Source organism: Streptomyces sp. NPDC034084 (assembly GCF_055575535.1).
The window spans coordinates 51,992-68,936 of record NZ_JBVISK010000008.1 but is presented as its reverse complement, the minus strand read 5'-3'; the positions used below and the strand labels follow the sequence as shown (position 1 = coordinate 68,936).

Below are 16,945 nucleotides of genomic sequence, written 5' to 3'. Positions count from 1 at the left end.
CTGATCTGATGTACCATCAGATTCATGCCCACCTCCACACGCAGCTCCCGCCGCGTCGCCGTCGTCGGCGTCTCCCTCTCCGACTGCGGCCGGGTCGACGAGGCCACCCCGTACGCCCTGCACGCCCAGGCGGCCCGGCGCGCGCTCGCGGACAGCGGCCTCGACCGCTCGCTGATCGACGGCCTGGCCTCGACCGGGCTCGGCACGCTCGCCCCGGTCGAGGTGGCCGAGTACCTGGGGCTGCGTCCCCGCTGGGTGGACTCCACCGCCGTCGGCGGCGCCACCTGGGAGGTCATGGCCGCGCACGCCGCCGACGCGATCGCCGCCGGCCACGCGAACGCGGTCCTGCTCGTGTACGGCTCCACCGCCCGCGCCGACATCAGGGCCCGCCGCCGCACCGCGAACCTCTCCTTCGGCACGCGCGGCCCGCTCCAGTTCGAGGCCCCGTACGGGCACACCCTGATCGCGAAGTACGCGATGGCCGCCCGGCGCCACCTGCACCAGTACGGGACGACCCTGGAGCAGCTCGCCGAAGTGGCCGTGCGGGCGCGGGCGAACGCGGCGCTGAACCCGGAGGCGATGTTCCGCGAGCCGATCACCGTCGACGACGTCCTGGACGGGCCGATGATCGCGGACCCGTTCACCAAACTGCACTGCTGCATCCGCAGCGACGGCGGCTGCGCGGTGCTGCTCGCGGCCGAGGAGTACGTGCGGGACTGCCGGACGGACCCGGTCTGGGTGCTCGGGACGGGCGAGCACGTCTCGCACACCACGATGTCCGAGTGGGAGGACTTCACGGTCTCCCCGGCCGCCGTCAGCGGCCCGCTGGCCTTCGCGCGGGCGGGCGTCCGGCCCGCCGACATCGACGTCGCCGAGATCTACGACGCCTTCACCTACATGACCCTGGTGACCCTGGAGGACCTGGGCTTCTGCGCGAAGGGCGAGGGCGGACCGTTCGTCCAGGAGAAGGACCGGCTGCCGGTGAACACCGACGGCGGTGGTCTCTCGGCCTGCCACCCGGGGATGCGGGGCCTGTTCCTGCTGGTGGAGGCGGTGCGGCAGCTGCGCGGGGAGGCGCCGGGCCTCCAGGTGCGACGGCCGGACGGCTCGCTGCCGGAGCTGGCGGTGGCCTCGGGGACGGGGGGCTGGTTCTGCTCCTCGGGAACGGTGGTCCTCGGTCGAGGCTGACCGACCACCCGAGAGATCTATACAAGCGTCATAGACAAGCGTGTAGGACATCCGTATAGTCATGTCCGCGGGCAGGGGAACGGCCCGCAGACACCCGACAAGGAGTCCTGCCGTGACCAGCCCCACGAAGACCGCCCAGACCGTCCTGATCTCCGGCGCCTCGATCGCCGGCCCCGCCCTCGCCCTCTGGCTGCACCGCTACGGCTTCACCCCCACCGTCGTCGAGCGCGCCCCCGAACTGCGCACGGGCGGCTACAAGGTCGACATCCGCGGCACCGCCATCGAGGTCTGCCGCCGGATGGGCATCCTGGACGAGATCCGCGCCCACTCCACGGACATGCGCGGCGGTTCCTACGTCGACGGTGCCGGCCGCACCATCGGCGAGCTGCCCGCCGACGTCTTCGGCGGCCGCGTCGAGGAGGACGACGAGATCATGCGCGGCGAGCTCGCCCGCATCCTGTACGACCGGACCCGCGAGGACGTCGAGTACGTCTTCGGCGACTCGATCGCGGACATCGCGGAGGACACCGACGGGGTCGCCGTCACCTTCGAGAGCGGCACCGTCCGCCGCTTCGACCTGGTCGTCGGCGCCGACGGACTCCACTCGAACACCCGGCGGCTCGCCTTCGGCCCCGAGGAGCGGTTCACGCGCCACCTCGGCGCGTACATCTCCATCTTCACCGCCCCCAACCACCTCGGCCTGGACCGCTGGGAGACCTACCACGCGCTCCCCGGGAAGCTGGTCTGCGTCTACAGCTCGGCCGGCGAGGCCGACGCCAAGAACCTCTTCGTCTTCTCCTCGCCCGAGCGGCTCCCCCACGACCAGCGGGACGTCACCGCCCAGAAGCGCCTGCTCACCGACACCTTCACGGGTGACGGCTGGGAGATCCCCCGGCTCCTCGGGCACGCCGCCGACGCCGACGACTTCTACCTCGACTCCATGTCCCTCGTCGAGATGGACACCTGGTCGAAGGGCCGCGTCGTCCTCCTCGGCGACGCCGCCCACTGCGCCTCCCCCGCCTCCGGCCAGGGCACCGGTCTCGCGCTCACCGGCGCCTACGTCCTCGCCGGCGAGCTCGCCCGGGCCGGCGGCGATCACGCCGTCGCCTTCGCCCGCTACGAACAGCACATGCGGCCCGGCGTCGAGCAGAACCAGCGGATGGCCGAGGGCTTCGTCAAGGAGATGACCGTCGGCTCCAAGTGGAAGATCGCCCTGCGCATGTTCATGGTGCGGACGCTGCCGAGGACCCCGTGGAAGAACCTCATCGCGAAGAAGATCCGCGACGGCATCCAGTCGGCGGCCAACGCCGTCCCGCTCACGGACCACCCGGCACCGGCCACCGCCGTACGCCCTACGGTGGCGGCATGACCGACTTCCACCACGCCCTCCGCTCCCTCAGGGTCTGGGACACCGCACTGCCGTCCTTCGACCCGGCGAGCGCCCCGCCCGAGCCGCTCCCCCTCTTCCACGACTGGTTCACCGCGGCGGCCGCCGCCGGCCAGAGCGAGCCGCACACCCCCTCCCTGGCCACCGTGGACGAGGACGGCAGGCCCGACGTCCGTACGGTGATGCTGCACGACGCCGACGCGCGCGGCTGGCACTTCGCCTCGCACGCCACCAGCGCCAAGGGCCGCCAGCTCGCCGCCCGCCCCGAGGCCGCGCTCGGCTTCTACTGGCCGGTCCAGGGCCGCCAGGTCCGCATTCGCGGCCGCGTCGTCACCGGCACCCCCGAGGAGGCGTACGAGGACCTCCACGCCCGCACCACCGGCGCCTTGGCCTCGGCGCTCGTCGGCCGGCAGAGCGAGGTCCTCGACTCCCCCGAGACCCTCGCCGAGGCGAGTGCGGCCGCCTGGCGGCGGGCCGAGGCGGAACCGGACGCGGCCGCCCCCACCTGGACCCTGTACGTCGTCGAACCGGCCGAGGTCGAGTTCTTCCAGGGCGACGCCCGCCGCCGCCACGTCCGCCTCCGCTACCGCCGCGACGCCGCCGGCTGGGTGCGCGAGCTGCTCTGGCCCTGAGGGCGCACCATGGAGGTGGAGGTGGGAGAACCATGGGAACGTACATGGACGTGCACCGGAACATGGTGGGCATCACGGCCGAGCAGCTGAAGGAAGCGCACGAGGCCGACCTCGCCGTCGAGAAGGACGAGGGCGTCCACTTCGAGCGGGCGTGGGCCGACCCGGAATCCGGAACCGTCTACTGCCTGTCGCACGGGCCGTCGGTCGAATCCGTCCAACGGGTCCACGCGCGCACGGGCCACCCGGCCGACGAGATCCACGAGGTACGGCTCACGGTCTGAGAACCGAGGCGGGTGAGCCTCAACGGGGAGACCAGCGTTCGCTCTTCATGAGGTTGCCGAGCCCGGCCCAGGCGAAGTTCATCAGCGTCGCGGCGGCTTCCTTCGCCGTGACGCCGGGCGTCTCGTTCGCCCAGCCGGCCAGCGACTCGGCGGAGCCCACCAGCGCCTGCGCGAGCGCGTCCACGTCCCGCGAGGTGATGCCCCCGCCCCCCTCCACGTCCGCCGCCGCCTCCCCGATCAGACCGGCGACGAAGCCCACGATCTCGTCCCGCATCCGTGCCGCCTCCCCGGCGAACGGCTCCCCGTGCGTCCGCGCCTGCCGGCTCAGCACCACCCACGCGTCCGGATGCTCCGCCGCGTACGTGAAGAAGGCGAGCAGCCCGGCCCAGAGCCGCTCGTCGGGCGGCACCCCGGACCCGCCGACCCCGGCGGCGACCGCTCCGAGCAGTGCCTCGGCCTCCCGCCGGATGCACGAGGTGAACAGCTCCTCCTTGGAGCCGAGATACAGGTAGACCAGCGGCTTGGAGACCCCGGCGAGCTCGGCGATCTCGTCCATGGACGCGGCCTGGTACCCGTGGCGGGCGAAACAGCGCACGGCCGCGTCGACCATCTGCCGCTCCCGCACCACCCGCGGCAACCGCCGCCCCTTCCCCCCGCCGGCCACGGCGCCCCACCCCCGCTTCCAAGATCCACTCACTGCCCCGCGAAAGCCTACGTGCCCCCTGCCCGGACGGGCAGGGGGCACGTGGAGACCGAAACGGGGGTCAGGCGGCGACCGGAACCTTCTGCTCGGACTCGGCGGCCGGGGCCAGGTCGTCGATGGGGGACGAGGAGGCGTTCTCGTACGCGGTGTGGTCGAGGATCTTCTCGCGGGCGGCGACGATCACCGGGACCAGCGCCTGACCGGCCACGTTCGTGGCCGTCCTCATCATGTCCAGGATCGGGTCGATCGCCATCAGGAGGCCGACGCCCTCCAGGGGGAGGCCCAGGGTGGAGAGGGTCAGGGTCAGCATGACCGTCGCGCCGGTGAGGCCGGCGGTGGCCGCCGAGCCGATGACGGAGACGAAGGCGATCAGGAGGTAGTCGCCGATGCCGAGCTGCACGTCGAAGATCTGCGCGATGAAGATCGCGGCGAGCGCCGGGTAGATCGCGGCGCAGCCGTCCATCTTGGTGGTGGCGCCGAACGGGACGGCGAAGGAGGCGTACTCCTTCGGGACGCCGAGGCGCTCGGTGACCTTCTGGGTGACCGGCATGGTGCCGACCGAGGAGCGGGAGACGAAGGCCAGCTGGATGGCCGGCCAGGCGCCCTTGTAGAACTGGAGCGGGTTGACCTTGGCGACCGTGGCGAGCAGCAGCGGGTAGACGCCGAAGAGGACCAGGGCGCAGCCGACGTAGATGTCGGCGGTGAAGGTCGCGTACTTGCCGATCAGGTCCCAGCCGTAGTCGGCGATGGCGAAGCCGATGAGGCCGACGGTGCCGAGCGGGGCGAGGCGGATGACCCACCAGAGGGCCTTCTGGAGGAGTTCCAGGACCGACTCGGAGAGGGTGAGGATCGGCTTGGCCCTGTCACCGAGCTTGAGGGCGGCGATGCCGGCGACGGCGGCCATGAAGACGATCTGGAGGACGTTCAGCTCGGTGAAGGGCGTGATGACGTCGGTCGGGACGATGCCGGTGAGGAAGTCGATCCACGAGCCCTCGCGCTTCGGCAGCTTGCCGTCCTGCGGGGTGAGGCCGGTGCCGGCGCCCGGGTTGGTGATCAGGCCGATCGCGAGGCCGATGCCGACCGCGATCAGGGAGGTGATCATGAACCAGAGCAGGGTGCGGGTGGCGAGCCGGGCGGCGTTGTTCACCTTCCGCAGGTTGGTGATCGAGACGAGGATCGCGAAGAAGACGAGCGGCGCGACGGCCAGCTTGAGGAGCTGGACGAAGATGTCGCCGATCTGGCCGAGGGTCTCCTTCAGCCAGGAGACGTCCTGGCTGCGGGCGACCCAGCCGAGCAGGGCGCCGAGGACCAGACCGGCGATGATCTGGGCCCAGAAGGGGACCTTCGGTATGCGGGAGGAAGTCGGGGACTTCGACTCGGGCGTCGCGGACGCGGACACGGGCACACTCCACAGGTGCGTATCGGGGAATACGGGGACGGGGGTGCGGCACACACGCGCTCGGGGCGCGGGCCGCTGCATGATGCCGGGTCAGAGCTGACGGCAACAGACCGCGGAGGTACAGCGGCACAGATCGACGTGCAGGCGCGCCACGAGCGGGGGGCTCGCGGCGTGAGAGAGGCGCACTGCTGTCTTCATGTCGAACACGTTAACACTTGAACTTTGAGAACCTCAAAGCCCTTCTTTGAGGCGGGAGAACCGCGTTTCACCTCCGAAACGCAGAACACCCCAGGCTGGAGCCTTGGAAGGCCCTGCCCGGGGTGGACGGCTGTGAGGAAGCTTACGCAGCCCTTATACGGTCGGCGGCTACCGCGCGTCCTCCTGGGAGCGGTTCGCGTCCAGCCGCCCCTTGGCGCGGTCGACCCGCGCCACGACCTCGGCGCTCGCCTCGTCCCGCACCTTGCGCAGGAGGACGAAGCTGAGGGGGGCGGAGACGACGATGGCGAGGACGAGGACCCAGAGCAGGTTCGAGTCGCCCAGACCGCGCGGCAGCGCACCGACGTAGACGAGACCCCACAGGGCGAGGAAGCACCCGGCGAAGATCCCGAGCCGCATCAGCGTGTAGCGGAGCATGTCAGTCCACTCTTCCGTTCCGAAAGATCTTCCGTTCCGAAAGATCCCAAAGTTCCCAAGCGGGACGAGCGTCCTCCAGTGAAGCACGCGGCGGCGATCGCTCCGGGACCGGGCCTCTTGAGCACCCTGGGGAGTAATAGATAAGCTGCCACCATGACCCTTACGTTCGAGGTGGATCCGGCAGTCGACCCCGCGCTGCGCGACGGCGTGCTCTCCCTCTGGGCCGACGTCTCCAACGCGGGCGGCGCCGTCGGCTTCGTACCCCCCGTGAGCCCCGACGCGATCCGCCCCGCCCTGCTCAAGCACCTCGTCGCGATGGCCGAGGGCGGCACCCGCCTCCTCGTCGGCCGCGACGAGGAGGGCAGGGTCGCCGCCACCGCCTTCTTCACCTTCAACACGCACCCGCTGATGACCCACTGGGTGTGGCTCTACACCGTGATGGTCCACCCCCGGTACCAGGGCAAGGGGTACGGGCGCGATCTCATGGCGGCGGTCGAGCGCACCGCCCGTACCGCCGAGGGCTTCGAGGCCATCGAGGCGATCCGGCTGACCTGCCGGGGCGGCACCGGCGTCGACGGCTTCTACGCCAAGGCCGGCTACAAGGAGGTCGGCCGCGTCCCCGACGCGATCCGGGTCGCCCCCGGCGACGACCGCGACGACATCATCATGCTGCTGTCCCTGAACTGACCCGACCGGACCGGGCACAGGATGTCGGGTCCGCGCCCCGCCCCCCTTCCTACGGTGAAGGCACGGAAAAGGAAGGACGGACCACGTGCTGGAGCGGCTCAACCAGGCACTCGACCACATCGAGGAGCGCCTCCACGGCGACCTCGACCCGGCCGAACTCGCCCGGATCGCGACCACCTCCGAGTACCACTTCCGGCGCCTGTTCTCGGCGCTCGCGGGGATGCCCCTGTCGGAGTACGTGCGCCGCCGGCGGCTCACCGTCGCGGGCGCCGAGGTACTCGCCGGGGAGCGGACGCTCCTGGAGATCGCGGTCCGGTACGGCTACGGCTCCGGGGAGGCCTTCGCCCGCGCGTTCCGCGCGGTGCACGGGGTCGGCCCCGGCGAGGCCCGCCGCACCGGCGCCGCGCTGCGCTCCCAGCCGCGGATGTCCTTCCGTCTCGTCGTCGAAGGGAACAGCACCATGCGGTACAGGGTCGTGGAGAAGGAGGCCTTCCGGGTCATCGGGCGCGGGGCCCGGGTCCCCCTGGTCCACGAGGGGGAGAACCCGGCGATCGCCGCGCACATCAGGTCCATCGGCCAGGAGGCCCTGGACCGGCTCGCCCGGCTCTCGGACGGGGAGCCGGCGGGCGTCGTCTCGGTGGTCACGCACCTCACCGACAGCCGGGAGGAGGGCGCCGAACTCGACTACTGGCACGGGGTCGTCAGCGGCGCCGAGGTCCCGGAGGAGTTCGGGGCGCTCGACGTGCCCGCCGGCACCTGGGCGGTCTTCGAGAACGAGGGGCCCTACCCGAAGGCGCTCCAGTACCTGTGGCGGGACGTCTTCACCCAGTGGTTCCCGTCCAACCCGTACGCGAGCCGGCCCGGCCCCGAGCTGCTGGCCGTCCGCCCCTCGGCGGACTGGACCGCGGCACGGGCGGAGCTGTGGATCCCGGTGGAGCGCACGGCGGTATGACGGAAGGGCCGGCGGGGAGTCCCCGCCGGCCCTTCTCACGCTCCGGTCGGCCGCGCGGGCCTCACGATCAGGTCGGTGATCGGTCAGACCCGCATCGGCTGCGGCGACTCGCGCCGGTCCGCGTCCGGGCCCGGGTACTCGCGGATGATCTCGTACCGCGTGTTCCGCTCGACCGGCCGGAAGCCCGCGTCCCGGATCAGTTCGAGCAGGTCCTCGCGGCCCAGCTTGTTCGGCGTGCCGTAGTTGTCGGCGTCGTGCGTGATCTTGTACTCGACGACCGAGCCGTCCATGTCGTCCGCGCCGTGCTGGAGCGCCAGCTGCGCCGTCTGGACGCCGTGCATGACCCAGAAGACCTTGACGTGCGGGACGTTGTCGAAGAGGAGCCGGGAGACCGCGAAGGTCTTCAGGGCCTCGGCGCCGGTCGCCATCGTGGTGCGCGCCTGGAGCCGGTTGCGGATCTTGCCGTCCTGCATGTCCACGAAGTCGTGCTGGTAGCGCAGCGGGATGAAGACCTGGAAGCCGCCGGTCTCGTCCTGGAGCTCGCGGAGCCGGAGCACGTGGTCGACGCGGTGGCGCGGCTCCTCGATGTGCCCGTACAGCATCGTGCTCGGGGTCTTCAGACCCTTCTCGTGCGCGAGGCGGTGGATCCGGGACCAGTCCTCCCAGTGGGTGCGGTGGTCCACGATGTGCTGCCGGACCTCCCAGTCGAAGATCTCGGCGCCGCCGCCGGTCAGCGACTCCAGGCCGGCCTCGATCAGCTCGTCGAGGATCTCGGAGGCGGAGAGGCCGGAGATCGTCTCGAAGTGGTGGATCTCGGTGGCCGTGAACGCCTTGAGGGAGACGTTCGGCAGGGCCTTCTTGAGCTCGGAGAGGGAGCGCGGGTAGTAGCGCCAGGGCAGGTTGGGGTGGAGCCCGTTGACGATGTGGAGCTCGGTGAGGTTCTCGTTCTCCATCGCCTTCGCGAGGCGCACGGCCTCCTCGATGCGCATGGTGTACGCGTCCTTCTCGCCCGGCTTGCGCTGGAAGGAGCAGTAGGCGCAGGAGGCGGTGCAGACGTTGGTCATGTTCAGATGCCGGTTGACATTGAAGTGGACCACGTCGCCGTTCTTGCGGGTCCGGACCTCGTGGGCCAGACCGCCGAGCCAGGCGAGGTCGTCGGACTCGTACAGAGCGATGCCGTCCTCACGGCTCAGCCGCTCACCGTCCCGGACCTTCTGCTCCAGCTCCCGCTTGAGCCCCGCGTCCATGCGGCCGCCTCCCTTTGTCTCCGAATTCCAAGCTCCGCCCACCGTACTCCCCCACCCTTCGGGCGGGAGGCACCCCCATTGCCGCTTCGCGTCAGCCCTCCTCGGGCAGCTCCCCGACCCGGTTCTCCCACTTGGTGGAGAGCACGATCGTCGTCCGGGTGCGGGAGACGCCCTTGGTGCCGGAGAGCCGGCGGATCGTCTTCTCCAGGCCGTCGACGTCGTTCGCGCGCACCTTGAGCATGAAGGAGTCGTCGCCGGCGATGAACCAGCAGTCCTCGATCTCGGCGAGGTCCTTGAGGCGGCGGGCCACGTCCTCGTGGTCGGCGGCGTCGGAGAGGGAGATGCCGATGAGGGCGGTGACGCCGAGGCCGAGCGAGGCGGCGTCGACGGTGGCGCGGTAGCCGGTGATGACCCCGGCGGCCTCGAGGCGGTTGATGCGGTCGGTCACGGAGGGGCCGGAGAGCCCGACGAGCCGGCCGAGCTCGGCGTACGAGGCGCGGCCGTTCTCACGCAGAGCCTGGATGAGCTGCCTGTCCACGGCGTCCATAGGTATGAAGCCTTCCATTGTCCAGCGATACCGCGAGTTTAGGTATAGAATCTAAGGTACACAGGGGTCGAAGCCCTGTGAATCTTTCAGCAGATCAAAGACGATCTTTCAGGAGTGGTGTTCACCGTGTACACGATCGAGATGGCCTACGCACGCATGCGCGAGCTGCAGGACCTGGCCAACCGCTCGCGTGCCCACCAGCCGACCTCCGCCTCGAAGCGCGCCGCGAAGAAGCGCGCCAAGAAGCGCTAATCAGCGGGGCGGGCTCCACCGAGCTCTCCCTCCCACCGGCGGTACAGCTCGTGCGGCACCCCTGCCGCGTCGAGCACCCGCCCGGCGACGAAGTCCACCAGATCCTGGATGTGCGTCGCCCCCGCGTAGAACGCCGGAGAGGCGGGCAGCACCACGGCGCCCGCCTCGTCCAGCGCCACCATGTGCTTGAGCGTCTGTCCGTTCAGCGGCGTCTCCCGCACCGCGACCACCAGCGGACGCCGCTCCTTCAGCGTCACGCTCGCGACCCGCTGGAGCAGGTCCTTCGAGAGTCCGAGTGCCACTCCCGCCACCGCGGCGGTCGAGGCGGGCACCACCAGCATCCCCTTCGCCGGGTACGAGCCGGAGGACGGCCCCGCGCCCAGGTCCCCGGCCGCCCAGTACCGCACGTCGTCCAGATCGCCGGAGACGTCGAAGGCGTCCGGCTTCCCGTCCGCGCCCCGCGCCAGCCAGGCCGCCAGGTCCTCGCGCCAGTGCGCGTCCCGGAAGGCGATGCCCGTCTCGTCGAGCAGCGTCAGCCGCGAGGCCCGCGACACGACGAGGTCGACGCTCTCCCCCGCGGCGAGCAGCCCCCTCAGGACGGCGGCGGCGTACGGCGTGCCCGACGCCCCGGAGACCCCTACGACCCAGGGGGTGCGCTTGCCGTCGTTCATGCCGTCGAGCCTATCCGTCATGGCGCCGGGGCTACGGGGTGAGCCCGCGGACCAGCAGGTCGAGCAGCGCGCACACGAACAGGCTGATGCCGATGAAGCCGTTGGTCGTGAAGAAGGCCCTGTTCAGGCGGGACAGGTCGTGCGGCTTCACGATCGTGTGCTCGTAGCAGAAGGCGACGATCACTATCGCGAGACCGGCCCAGAAGAAGAGGCCCGCGTCCGTGACCAGGGCGTACCAGACGAGGAGGCCCGTCGTCACGACCGCCGAGGCGCGGGCGCCCCACAGGGCGGCCGGCACGCCGAAGCGGGCCGGGACGGACATGACGCCGTGCGCCCGGTCCGCCTGGACGTCCTGGCAGGCGAAGATCAGGTCGAAGCCGCCGATCCAGACGCCCACCGCGAGGCCCAGGACGACCGCGTCCCAGGACCACTCCCCGGTCACGGCGAGCCAGGCGCCGATCGGTCCAATGGACTGGGCGAGGCCCAGGATGGCGTGCGGGAAGTTGGTGAACCGCTTGCCGTACGGATAGACGACCATCGGGATGACGGCGAGCGGCGCGAGCGCCAGGCAGAGCGGGTTCAGGAGGGCGGCGGCGCCGAGGAAGACGACGACGGCGATCCCGGCCCCGGTCCACGCCGAGCGCACGGACACCGCGCCGGTGACCAGCTCCCGCCCGGCCGTCCGCGGATTACGCGCGTCGATCTCGCGGTCGATGATCCGGTTGCAGGCCATGGCGAAGGTCCGCAGGCCCACCATGCAGACGGTGACGAGGAAGAGCGTCCACCAGTGGATGTGCCGGTCGAGCCGGAACATCGCGGTGAGGGACGCGATGTACGCGAAGGGCAGCGCGAAGACCGAGTGCTCGATCATCACGAGGCGCAGGAACGCTTTGGTGCGGCCCGGCTGTGCGCCGGGCACGGCGGCGGTCGTCACAGCCCGTACTCCTTCCAGCGGCGGTCCACCAGGGCCGCCGTCGCGGGGTCCGACTCCACCATGTCCGGCCAGCCGCCGTCCCGGGTGTAGCCCTCCTCAGGCAGCTTCCTCGTGGCGTCGATACCGGCCTTGCCGCCCCAGAACTGCTGGTAGGAGGCGTGGTCGAGGTGATCGACCGGCCCTTCCACCACGGTCAGGTCGCGGGAGTAGTCGGTGTTCCCGAGGGCCCGCCAGGACACCTCGTGCAGATCGTGCACATCGCAGTCCTTGTCGACCACGATGATCAGCTTGGTCAGCGACATCATGTGCGCGCCCCAGATGGCGTGCATGACCTTCTGCGCGTGCTTCGGGTACTTCTTGTCGATCGAGACGATCGCGCAGTTGTGGAAGCCGCCCGACTCCGGCAGGTGGTAGTCGACGATGTCCGGGACGATGATCTTCAGGAGCGGCAGGAAGAAACGCTCCGTCGCCCGTCCCAGTGGCCCGTCCTCGGTCGGCGGCCGGCCGACGACGATCGACTGGAGCAGCGGGCGCTTCCGCATCGTCACGCAGTCGATCTTCAGCGCGGGGAAGGGCTCCTGCGGCGTGTAGAAGCCGGTGTGGTCGCCGAAGGGCCCCTCCGGCAGCATCTCGCCGGGTTCCAGCCAGCCCTCGATCACGACCTCGGCGTTGGCCGGGACCTGGAGCGGGACGGTCTTGCAGTCGACCATCTCGATCCGCTTGCCCTGCACGAAGCCGGCGAAGAGGTACTCGTCGATGTCGCCGGGCAGCGGCGCCGTCGAGGCGTACGTGACGGCGGGCGGGCAGCCGAAGGCGATGGCGACCGGCAGCCGTTCGCCCTTCGCGGCGGCGACCGCGTAGTGGTTGCGGCTGTCCTTGTGGATCTGCCAGTGCATGCCGATGGTGCGCTTGTCGTGCCGCTGGAGCCGGTAGAGCCCCAGGTTCCGCACGCCGGTCTCGGGGTGCTTGGTGTGGGTGAGCCCCAGGTTGAAGAAGGAGCCGCCGTCCTTCGGCCAGGTGAACAGCGCCGGGAGCTTGTCGAGGTCGACGTCGTCGCCGGTGAGGACGACCTCCTGCACGGGGGCCGCGTCGGACTTCACCTTCTTCGGCGGCACGTGGACCATCGAGCCCAGCTTCCCGAAGGCCTCGCGGACCCCGACGAAGCCCTGCGGCAGCTCCGGCTTGAGGAGCCCGCCGATCTTCTCGCTGATCTCGCCGTACGACTTCAGGCCGAGCGCCTTGAGGAGGCGGCGGTCCGTCCCGAAGACGTTCATCGCGAGGGGCATGGCGGAACCCTTGACGTTCTCGAAGAGAAGCGCCGGCCCTCCCGCCTTGTTCACCCGGTCGACGATCTCCCCGATCTCCAGGTACGGGTCGACTTCGGCCTTGATGCGCTTGAGGTCGCCTTCGCGTTCCAGGGCCCTGAGCAGCGAGCGGAGATCGTCGTAAGCCATGGCGCCAAGTATCCCCGAGCACCCCGCGCACGCCCGCCCCGGGGCCGGGCGGGTCTCGCCGGGGTCCGGGGTCGTCCCCCGGAGGGGCACAGCCGCCACGGGCTAGGCTTGACTCGTCACCGGGGCGCCGCAACGGGCTCCGCCGCTGCTTCCAGGGGGCTGTCCCACATGCTCAGGGCACTGCTGTACATCCTGCCGCTGGCGCTGACGATCTACGCCTTCATCGACTGCCTGAACACCCCCGAGGACGAGGTCAAGCACCTCCCGAAGGTGGTCTGGGTCATCATCATCCTGCTGTTCTGGATCGTGGGCCCGATCGTCTGGTTCGCCGCCGGCAAGATGCGCCGCGCGCCCGCGGGCGGCCGCACGCCCTCCCCCTTCTCGGCGGGGTACCGCAACCACCGCCACGAGTGGGTCGCCCCGGACGACAACCCCGAGTTCCTCAAGTCCCTGCGCGAGGAGAACAAGAAGGACGAGTCCCTCCTCAAGGACTGGGAGGCGGACCTGCGCCGCCGCGAGGAGGAGCTGAAGAAGCGCGAGCGCGGCGAGGACACGGGGACCGAGAGCTGATGGAGCTGCGGCTCCTGGCCACCTTCGAGAAGGTCGCCGACGTCCTCTCCTTCACCCGGGCCGCCGCCGAGCTGGGCTACGCCCAGTCGAGCGTGACGGCCCAGATCAGGTCGCTCGAATCCTCCCTCGGCACCGAGCTCTTCGAGCGTCTCGGCAGCCGCATCCGTCTCACCGAGGCCGGGGAACGGCTCCTGCCGTACGCCCGCCGGATGGCGGACCTGGCGGACGAGGCCCGTACGGCCGTCGCGGCCACGGCGGAACTCGCGGGTCCGATAGCGATCGGCACGATGGAGTCGCTCACCTCCTACCGGCTGCCGCCGCTCCTGGAGTACTTCCACCACCGCTACCCCAAGGTGCGGCTGACGCTGCGGCCCACGCTCGGTGACGAGACCCGCAAGGCGCTGCGGCAGGGCACGTACGACGTCGGTTTCCTGATGGAGCCGGAGACGGAGCACGAGGGCCTGGAGGCTGAGGTCCTCGCGCCCGAGCCGCTGGTCCTGGTCGCGGGCCCGGCCCATCCCCTCGTCGGCCGTACGGGCCTGACCAGCGCGGACCTCGCCGGGGCGCAGCTGGTGGGGACGGAGCCGGGCTGCCCGTACCGCGACCTCTTCGAGGAGGAGCTCCGGGAGTGGGCGCCGCCGTTCATGGAGTTCGGCACGATCGAGGCGACGAAGCGGGGTGTGGCGGCGGGTCTCGGGGTGGCGCTGCTGCCGAGGGTGACGGTCGCGGAGGAACTGGCGGCGGGGACCCTCGTCGAGCTGGCCTGGGAGGCACCCTTCACCCTCTTCACGCAGCTCGCGTGGCGGCGGGGGAAGCGGCTTCCGGCGCATGTGCGGCTGTTCGTGGAGCAGGCGCGGCGGCTGGTGTCCGAGCAGCGAGGGTGACCTTGAGGCTGGCGAGGACGATCAGCGGGACGCCGAGCGCCTGGACGAGCCCGATGTGGTGCCCGTACACCGCCCAGTCGACGCCCATGGCGACGGCGGGGTAGGTGAAGGCGAGGACGGCGATCTTGGTGGTGGGCAGCTTGGCGTAGGCGGCGTACATGAGCACGTACATGAGCCCGGTGTGGATGAGCCCGAGCCCCACGAGCCAGGCCCAGCCGCTCCCGAGCCCGCCGACGGCCCCGAAGTCGACGAAGGGCAGCAGCATCGGCATGCCGACCAGCACCTGCACGAGCGCGACGAGATGGGGCCGTACGCCGGTGATCCGCTTGGTGACGAAGGTCGCGAGGGCGTAGAGCACGGCGGCGGCGAGCGCGAAACCGAGCCCCTTGAGGGAGGCGGTGTCCCCGGGCCGTACGCCGGAGACGAGCACGAGCCCGGTGAAGGCGAGCACCAGCCATCCCCACGTGGCACGGGAGATCCGCTCCCGCAGGAGGACGGCCCCGAGCAGCACGAGGAAGAACGGCTGCGTGTGGTAGACGACGGTGGCGAGGGAGATGGAGGTGGCCTCGTACGCCTCGAAGAGGAAGACCCAGTTGAAGACGATGAAGACGCCACCGAGCGCGGCGAGCCCCAGCTTCCTCGGCGTGAACCCGTGCCCGGTGAAGAACCCCCGGACGAGGCTGTAGGCCCCGAGGGCGACGGCCCCGAAGAGGCACCGGAAGAACACCACCTCGAAGGGGGAGGCCCCGGACTCAACGACGAAGACGCCGAGGGTGCCGGAGAGCACCATGGCGAGGGTGAGTTCGACGGTTCCCCTGGTCTCGTTTCTCATGTCCACGACGCTACGAGCGGGGCCGCGGGCGGTCCACGAGCCACTGGACCGTCCTGCCGATGGCGGCGATCGCCGGAACCGATGGGACGGAATACGTCCGGGGGAAGCGGGAGTTGGCAACGGACATGACTTCCGACGCTCACCCCGCCCCGGACCGCTCGTTCCTCTTCGTCCTCGGCAGCTCCCGCGCCGACGGCAACTCCGAGATCCTGGCCCGCGCGGCCGCCGCGCACCTGCCCGCCGACGTCCCGCAGCGCTGGGTGGACCTGAACCGGCTGGCCCTGCCGGACTTCCAGGACGGGCGGCACGAGGACGGGGGCCGGCAGGCCGACGAGGTCGAGGAGTTCCTGCGGCAGGCCACGGTGGAGGCCACCGACATCGTCATCGTCTCGCCCCTGTACTGGTACACCCTCTCCGCACAGGCCAAGCGCTACCTGGACTACTGGTCGGGCTGGCTGAACGTGCCGGGCTCGGACTTCAAGGAGCGCATGGCGGGCGGCACGCTGTGGGGCGTGACGGCGATGGGGCACGAGGAGCACGTCGTGGCGGGCGGCCTGGAGACCGCCCTGCACCACTCGGCGGCGTACCTGCGGATGCGCTTCGGCGGGGTCCTCATCGGGACGGGCTCCCGCCCGGGCCGGGTACGAGCCGACGAACAGGCGATGATCCGCGCGAAGACCTTCTTCGAGAGCGAGACCCCCCTGGCCCTCTTCCCGTACGAGGAGGAGGCGGGCGCGGTCGTGTGAGGAGCCGGGCGCCCTGCCAGGCGGCATCGCTCCCCCGGAAGGGAAGCGAACCGGGACGCTGCTCGTCCGGGGCCTCAGGGGTCGACGTCGGGCCAGGTAGGCGGCGCCGGATGGCACGGGCATCGGGCTTCCGCAGCCCTGACCGGCTCATCGGCTCGCTTCTCCACCTCGGCGACGAAAGCCGACCAGCGCGGTACGGGCGAGACGCCGGACGCCAGGCCGCGAGAAGCGTGGCCGTCCAGGTGTGGCGCTTCACCTGCCGGGTTCCTGATGGCACCGGCATCCGCACACCAGGTGACGGACCCCCGGTACGCCGCTGTCCCGGGGTTCGTGGTCGCGGCAGCGCTCGTGGCGGCCCACGACGCAGCGCGGTGAGCGGAACTCCGGCTCCGGCTCGCCCGTGAGCGTGCCGACCAGCAGCGACACGGTCACCGCGTCCGCGATCTCCGGTGTCACCCACCAGCCGTCGCCCGCGCGGTCGCGGTGCGGGCCCTCGTGGCCGATGGCCAGCACGCAGACCGAGCCGCCCCACACCGGCCGCACCACCTCCGCGACGGCGAGCACGGAGCGCCGCGCCCCGCAGCGGCTCATCGCGCGGTCCCGGCGTGGATGTTCCGGTGATCGACGTCCAGGCCGACCGTCGCCAGCCACAGCGTCCGCCTGCGCCGTCGCTGCACCGCCCCCAGGTAGGGACGTTCCAGGGGCGACCGGGCGCCGTCGAGGAGCGTCGCCTGCTCCCGGGCGTACGGAGATCGCCGGACGGGGGCCCGGTGGCGTGGCCCTGGGCGCGAGGGCGCGGGGCGGCGGTGGGTCACCCGCTGGGGCCGGTGCCTGCCGGTGGGTGGCAGGGTCAGCATCAGCAGCCAGAGGAGGAGCGGGATCCAGGCCCGTCCCAGTGCCCGCGCGATAGGGTTCCGCACGTCATCAACTCCTTGATAGTTGGTGG

At 70.9% G+C, this 16,945-nt stretch carries 22 protein-coding genes; 10 read left to right on the top strand and 12 right to left on the bottom strand.

Annotated features, from left to right (window positions below; genetic code table 11):
* The first annotated feature begins 24 nt into the window (after positions 1-24).
* From ACZ51I_RS27060 to ACZ51I_RS27045, 4 genes are all read left to right on the top strand, one after another.
* Positions 25-1,188: a thiolase C-terminal domain-containing protein gene (locus ACZ51I_RS27060; RefSeq protein WP_468880707.1), complete on the top strand. Its 1,164-nt coding sequence runs from the start codon at positions 25-27 to the stop codon at positions 1,186-1,188.
* 112 nt (positions 1,189-1,300) lie between these two features.
* Complete coding sequence (locus ACZ51I_RS27055) at positions 1,301-2,557, top strand: FAD-dependent monooxygenase (RefSeq protein WP_468880705.1); 1,257 nt, start codon at positions 1,301-1,303, stop codon at positions 2,555-2,557.
* Positions 2,554-3,207 carry a pyridoxine/pyridoxamine 5'-phosphate oxidase gene (locus ACZ51I_RS27050; protein ID WP_468880702.1) on the top strand — a complete coding sequence of 218 codons (654 nt, stop codon included), beginning with the start codon at positions 2,554-2,556 and terminating at the stop codon, positions 3,205-3,207. Before ACZ51I_RS27055 ends, ACZ51I_RS27050 begins: the two co-directional genes overlap by 4 nt.
* A gap of 32 nt (positions 3,208-3,239) precedes the next feature.
* Positions 3,240-3,488 (top strand): SCO4226 family nickel-binding protein, encoded by a 249-nt coding sequence (locus tag ACZ51I_RS27045; protein WP_468880699.1) that lies wholly within the window; start codon positions 3,240-3,242, stop codon positions 3,486-3,488.
* Between the two features lie 19 nt (positions 3,489-3,507).
* On the opposite strand, the gene ACZ51I_RS27040 is transcribed toward ACZ51I_RS27045, so the two are convergent.
* The 4 genes from ACZ51I_RS27040 to ACZ51I_RS27025 form a co-directional block, all read right to left on the bottom strand.
* Complete coding sequence (locus tag ACZ51I_RS27040) at positions 3,508-4,098, bottom strand: TetR/AcrR family transcriptional regulator (RefSeq protein ID WP_468881310.1); 591 nt, start codon at positions 4,096-4,098, stop codon at positions 3,508-3,510.
* 154 nt (positions 4,099-4,252) lie between these two features.
* Positions 4,253-5,596: a dicarboxylate/amino acid:cation symporter gene (locus ACZ51I_RS27035; protein WP_468880697.1), complete on the bottom strand. Its 1,344-nt coding sequence runs from the start codon at positions 5,594-5,596 to the stop codon at positions 4,253-4,255.
* An 84-nt stretch (positions 5,597-5,680) separates the two neighbouring features.
* Positions 5,681-5,788, bottom strand: coding sequence for a putative leader peptide (locus tag ACZ51I_RS27030; protein WP_468880695.1), 108 nt, complete (start codon positions 5,786-5,788; stop codon positions 5,681-5,683).
* A gap of 168 nt (positions 5,789-5,956) precedes the next feature.
* On the bottom strand, positions 5,957-6,223 hold the full coding sequence (locus ACZ51I_RS27025) for a DUF4229 domain-containing protein (RefSeq protein ID WP_468880693.1): 267 nt from the start codon (positions 6,221-6,223) through the stop codon (positions 5,957-5,959).
* A 153-nt stretch (positions 6,224-6,376) separates the two neighbouring features.
* On the opposite strand from ACZ51I_RS27025, the gene ACZ51I_RS27020 reads away from it, so the two are divergent.
* Both ACZ51I_RS27020 and ACZ51I_RS27015 read left to right on the top strand, forming a co-directional pair.
* Positions 6,377-6,910 (top strand): GNAT family N-acetyltransferase, encoded by a 534-nt coding sequence (locus ACZ51I_RS27020; protein ID WP_468880691.1) that lies wholly within the window; start codon positions 6,377-6,379, stop codon positions 6,908-6,910.
* A gap of 85 nt (positions 6,911-6,995) precedes the next feature.
* Positions 6,996-7,862 carry an AraC family transcriptional regulator gene (locus ACZ51I_RS27015; RefSeq protein ID WP_468880688.1) on the top strand — a complete coding sequence of 289 codons (867 nt, stop codon included), beginning with the start codon at positions 6,996-6,998 and terminating at the stop codon, positions 7,860-7,862.
* 83 nt (positions 7,863-7,945) lie between these two features.
* Here the strand turns inward: ACZ51I_RS27015 and mqnE are convergent, their stop codons facing one another.
* Positions 7,946-9,109 carry an aminofutalosine synthase MqnE gene (gene mqnE / locus ACZ51I_RS27010; RefSeq protein ID WP_356905754.1) on the bottom strand — a complete coding sequence of 388 codons (1,164 nt, stop codon included), beginning with the start codon at positions 9,107-9,109 and terminating at the stop codon, positions 7,946-7,948.
* Positions 9,110-9,200: 91 nt separating this feature from the next.
* Positions 9,201-9,656, bottom strand: coding sequence for an Lrp/AsnC family transcriptional regulator (locus ACZ51I_RS27005; RefSeq protein WP_017241016.1), 456 nt, complete (start codon positions 9,654-9,656; stop codon positions 9,201-9,203).
* Between the two features lie 114 nt (positions 9,657-9,770).
* Between ACZ51I_RS27005 and ACZ51I_RS27000 the strand changes: the two genes are divergently transcribed.
* Complete coding sequence (locus ACZ51I_RS27000) at positions 9,771-9,908, top strand: hypothetical protein (RefSeq protein ID WP_468880684.1); 138 nt, start codon at positions 9,771-9,773, stop codon at positions 9,906-9,908.
* Here ACZ51I_RS27000 and ACZ51I_RS26995 read toward each other — a convergent pair.
* The 3 genes from ACZ51I_RS26995 to ACZ51I_RS26985 are packed head-to-tail and all read right to left on the bottom strand — an operon-like array spanning position 9,905 to position 12,967.
* Complete coding sequence (locus ACZ51I_RS26995) at positions 9,905-10,579, bottom strand: UbiX family flavin prenyltransferase (RefSeq protein WP_468880681.1); 675 nt, start codon at positions 10,577-10,579, stop codon at positions 9,905-9,907. The genes ACZ51I_RS27000 and ACZ51I_RS26995 overlap by 4 nt on opposite strands.
* Positions 10,580-10,610: 31 nt before the next feature.
* A complete protein-coding gene (gene mqnP, locus ACZ51I_RS26990) occupies positions 10,611-11,513 on the bottom strand; it encodes a menaquinone biosynthesis prenyltransferase MqnP (RefSeq protein ID WP_468880679.1) in 903 nt (300 codons plus the stop codon).
* Entirely contained in the window at positions 11,510-12,967 is a 1,458-nt protein-coding gene (locus ACZ51I_RS26985; protein WP_468880676.1) for a menaquinone biosynthesis decarboxylase, read from the bottom strand. The genes mqnP and ACZ51I_RS26985 overlap by 4 nt, the downstream gene beginning before the upstream one ends.
* Before the next feature lie 168 nt (positions 12,968-13,135).
* On the opposite strand from ACZ51I_RS26985, the gene ACZ51I_RS26980 reads away from it, so the two are divergent.
* Positions 13,136-13,537 (top strand): PLD nuclease N-terminal domain-containing protein, encoded by a 402-nt coding sequence (locus ACZ51I_RS26980; protein WP_468880674.1) that lies wholly within the window; start codon positions 13,136-13,138, stop codon positions 13,535-13,537.
* A complete protein-coding gene (locus ACZ51I_RS26975; protein ID WP_468880672.1) occupies positions 13,537-14,421 on the top strand; it encodes a LysR family transcriptional regulator in 885 nt (294 codons plus the stop codon). Before ACZ51I_RS26980 ends, ACZ51I_RS26975 begins: the two co-directional genes overlap by 1 nt.
* Here ACZ51I_RS26975 and ACZ51I_RS26970 read toward each other — a convergent pair.
* Positions 14,324-15,253 carry a DMT family transporter gene (locus ACZ51I_RS26970; protein ID WP_468880669.1) on the bottom strand — a complete coding sequence of 310 codons (930 nt, stop codon included), beginning with the start codon at positions 15,251-15,253 and terminating at the stop codon, positions 14,324-14,326. The genes ACZ51I_RS26975 and ACZ51I_RS26970 overlap by 98 nt on opposite strands.
* 125 nt (positions 15,254-15,378) lie before the next feature.
* Here ACZ51I_RS26970 and ACZ51I_RS26965 point away from each other — a divergent pair, with 125 nt between their 5' ends.
* A complete protein-coding gene (locus ACZ51I_RS26965) occupies positions 15,379-15,999 on the top strand; it encodes a flavodoxin family protein (protein WP_468880667.1) in 621 nt (206 codons plus the stop codon).
* Between the two features lie 252 nt (positions 16,000-16,251).
* Here ACZ51I_RS26965 and ACZ51I_RS26960 read toward each other — a convergent pair whose 3' ends face one another.
* Together ACZ51I_RS26960 and ACZ51I_RS26955 are read right to left on the bottom strand one after the other, a co-directional pair.
* The gene (locus ACZ51I_RS26960; protein ID WP_468880665.1) at positions 16,252-16,590 is read right to left on the bottom strand and encodes a hypothetical protein; all 339 of its coding nucleotides are present in this window, start codon (positions 16,588-16,590) and stop codon (positions 16,252-16,254) included.
* A complete protein-coding gene (locus ACZ51I_RS26955) occupies positions 16,587-16,919 on the bottom strand; it encodes a hypothetical protein (RefSeq protein ID WP_468880663.1) in 333 nt (110 codons plus the stop codon). The genes ACZ51I_RS26960 and ACZ51I_RS26955 overlap by 4 nt, the downstream gene beginning before the upstream one ends.
* Between the last annotated feature and the right edge of the window lie 26 nt (positions 16,920-16,945).

What these genes read in the sequence shown, in the direction of transcription:
- ACZ51I_RS27060 (WP_468880707.1), top strand. Translation starts at nt 25, where the DNA reads ATGCCCACCTCCACACGCAGCTCCCGCCGCGTCGCCGTCGTCGGCGTC.
- ACZ51I_RS27050 (WP_468880702.1), top strand. Translation starts at nt 2,554, where the DNA reads ATGACCGACTTCCACCACGCCCTCCGCTCCCTCAGGGTCTGGGACACC.
- ACZ51I_RS27045 (WP_468880699.1), top strand. Translation starts at nt 3,240, where the DNA reads ATGGGAACGTACATGGACGTGCACCGGAACATGGTGGGCATCACGGCC.
- ACZ51I_RS27040 (WP_468881310.1), bottom strand. Translation starts at nt 4,098, where the DNA reads ATGGTCGACGCGGCCGTGCGCTGTTTCGCCCGCCACGGGTACCAGGCC.
- ACZ51I_RS27030 (WP_468880695.1), bottom strand. Translation starts at nt 5,788, where the DNA reads ATGAAGACAGCAGTGCGCCTCTCTCACGCCGCGAGCCCCCCGCTCGTG.
- ACZ51I_RS27025 (WP_468880693.1), bottom strand. Translation starts at nt 6,223, where the DNA reads ATGCTCCGCTACACGCTGATGCGGCTCGGGATCTTCGCCGGGTGCTTC.
- ACZ51I_RS27020 (WP_468880691.1), top strand. Translation starts at nt 6,377, where the DNA reads ATGACCCTTACGTTCGAGGTGGATCCGGCAGTCGACCCCGCGCTGCGC.
- mqnE (WP_356905754.1), bottom strand. Translation starts at nt 9,109, where the DNA reads ATGGACGCGGGGCTCAAGCGGGAGCTGGAGCAGAAGGTCCGGGACGGT.
- ACZ51I_RS27005 (WP_017241016.1), bottom strand. Translation starts at nt 9,656, where the DNA reads ATGGACGCCGTGGACAGGCAGCTCATCCAGGCTCTGCGTGAGAACGGC.
- ACZ51I_RS26995 (WP_468880681.1), bottom strand. Translation starts at nt 10,579, where the DNA reads ATGAACGACGGCAAGCGCACCCCCTGGGTCGTAGGGGTCTCCGGGGCG.
- ACZ51I_RS26985 (WP_468880676.1), bottom strand. Translation starts at nt 12,967, where the DNA reads ATGGCTTACGACGATCTCCGCTCGCTGCTCAGGGCCCTGGAACGCGAA.
- ACZ51I_RS26980 (WP_468880674.1), top strand. Translation starts at nt 13,136, where the DNA reads ATGCTCAGGGCACTGCTGTACATCCTGCCGCTGGCGCTGACGATCTAC.
- ACZ51I_RS26975 (WP_468880672.1), top strand. Translation starts at nt 13,537, where the DNA reads ATGGAGCTGCGGCTCCTGGCCACCTTCGAGAAGGTCGCCGACGTCCTC.
- ACZ51I_RS26970 (WP_468880669.1), bottom strand. Translation starts at nt 15,253, where the DNA reads ATGAGAAACGAGACCAGGGGAACCGTCGAACTCACCCTCGCCATGGTG.
- ACZ51I_RS26965 (WP_468880667.1), top strand. Translation starts at nt 15,379, where the DNA reads ATGACTTCCGACGCTCACCCCGCCCCGGACCGCTCGTTCCTCTTCGTC.
- ACZ51I_RS26960 (WP_468880665.1), bottom strand. Translation starts at nt 16,590, where the DNA reads ATGAGCCGCTGCGGGGCGCGGCGCTCCGTGCTCGCCGTCGCGGAGGTG.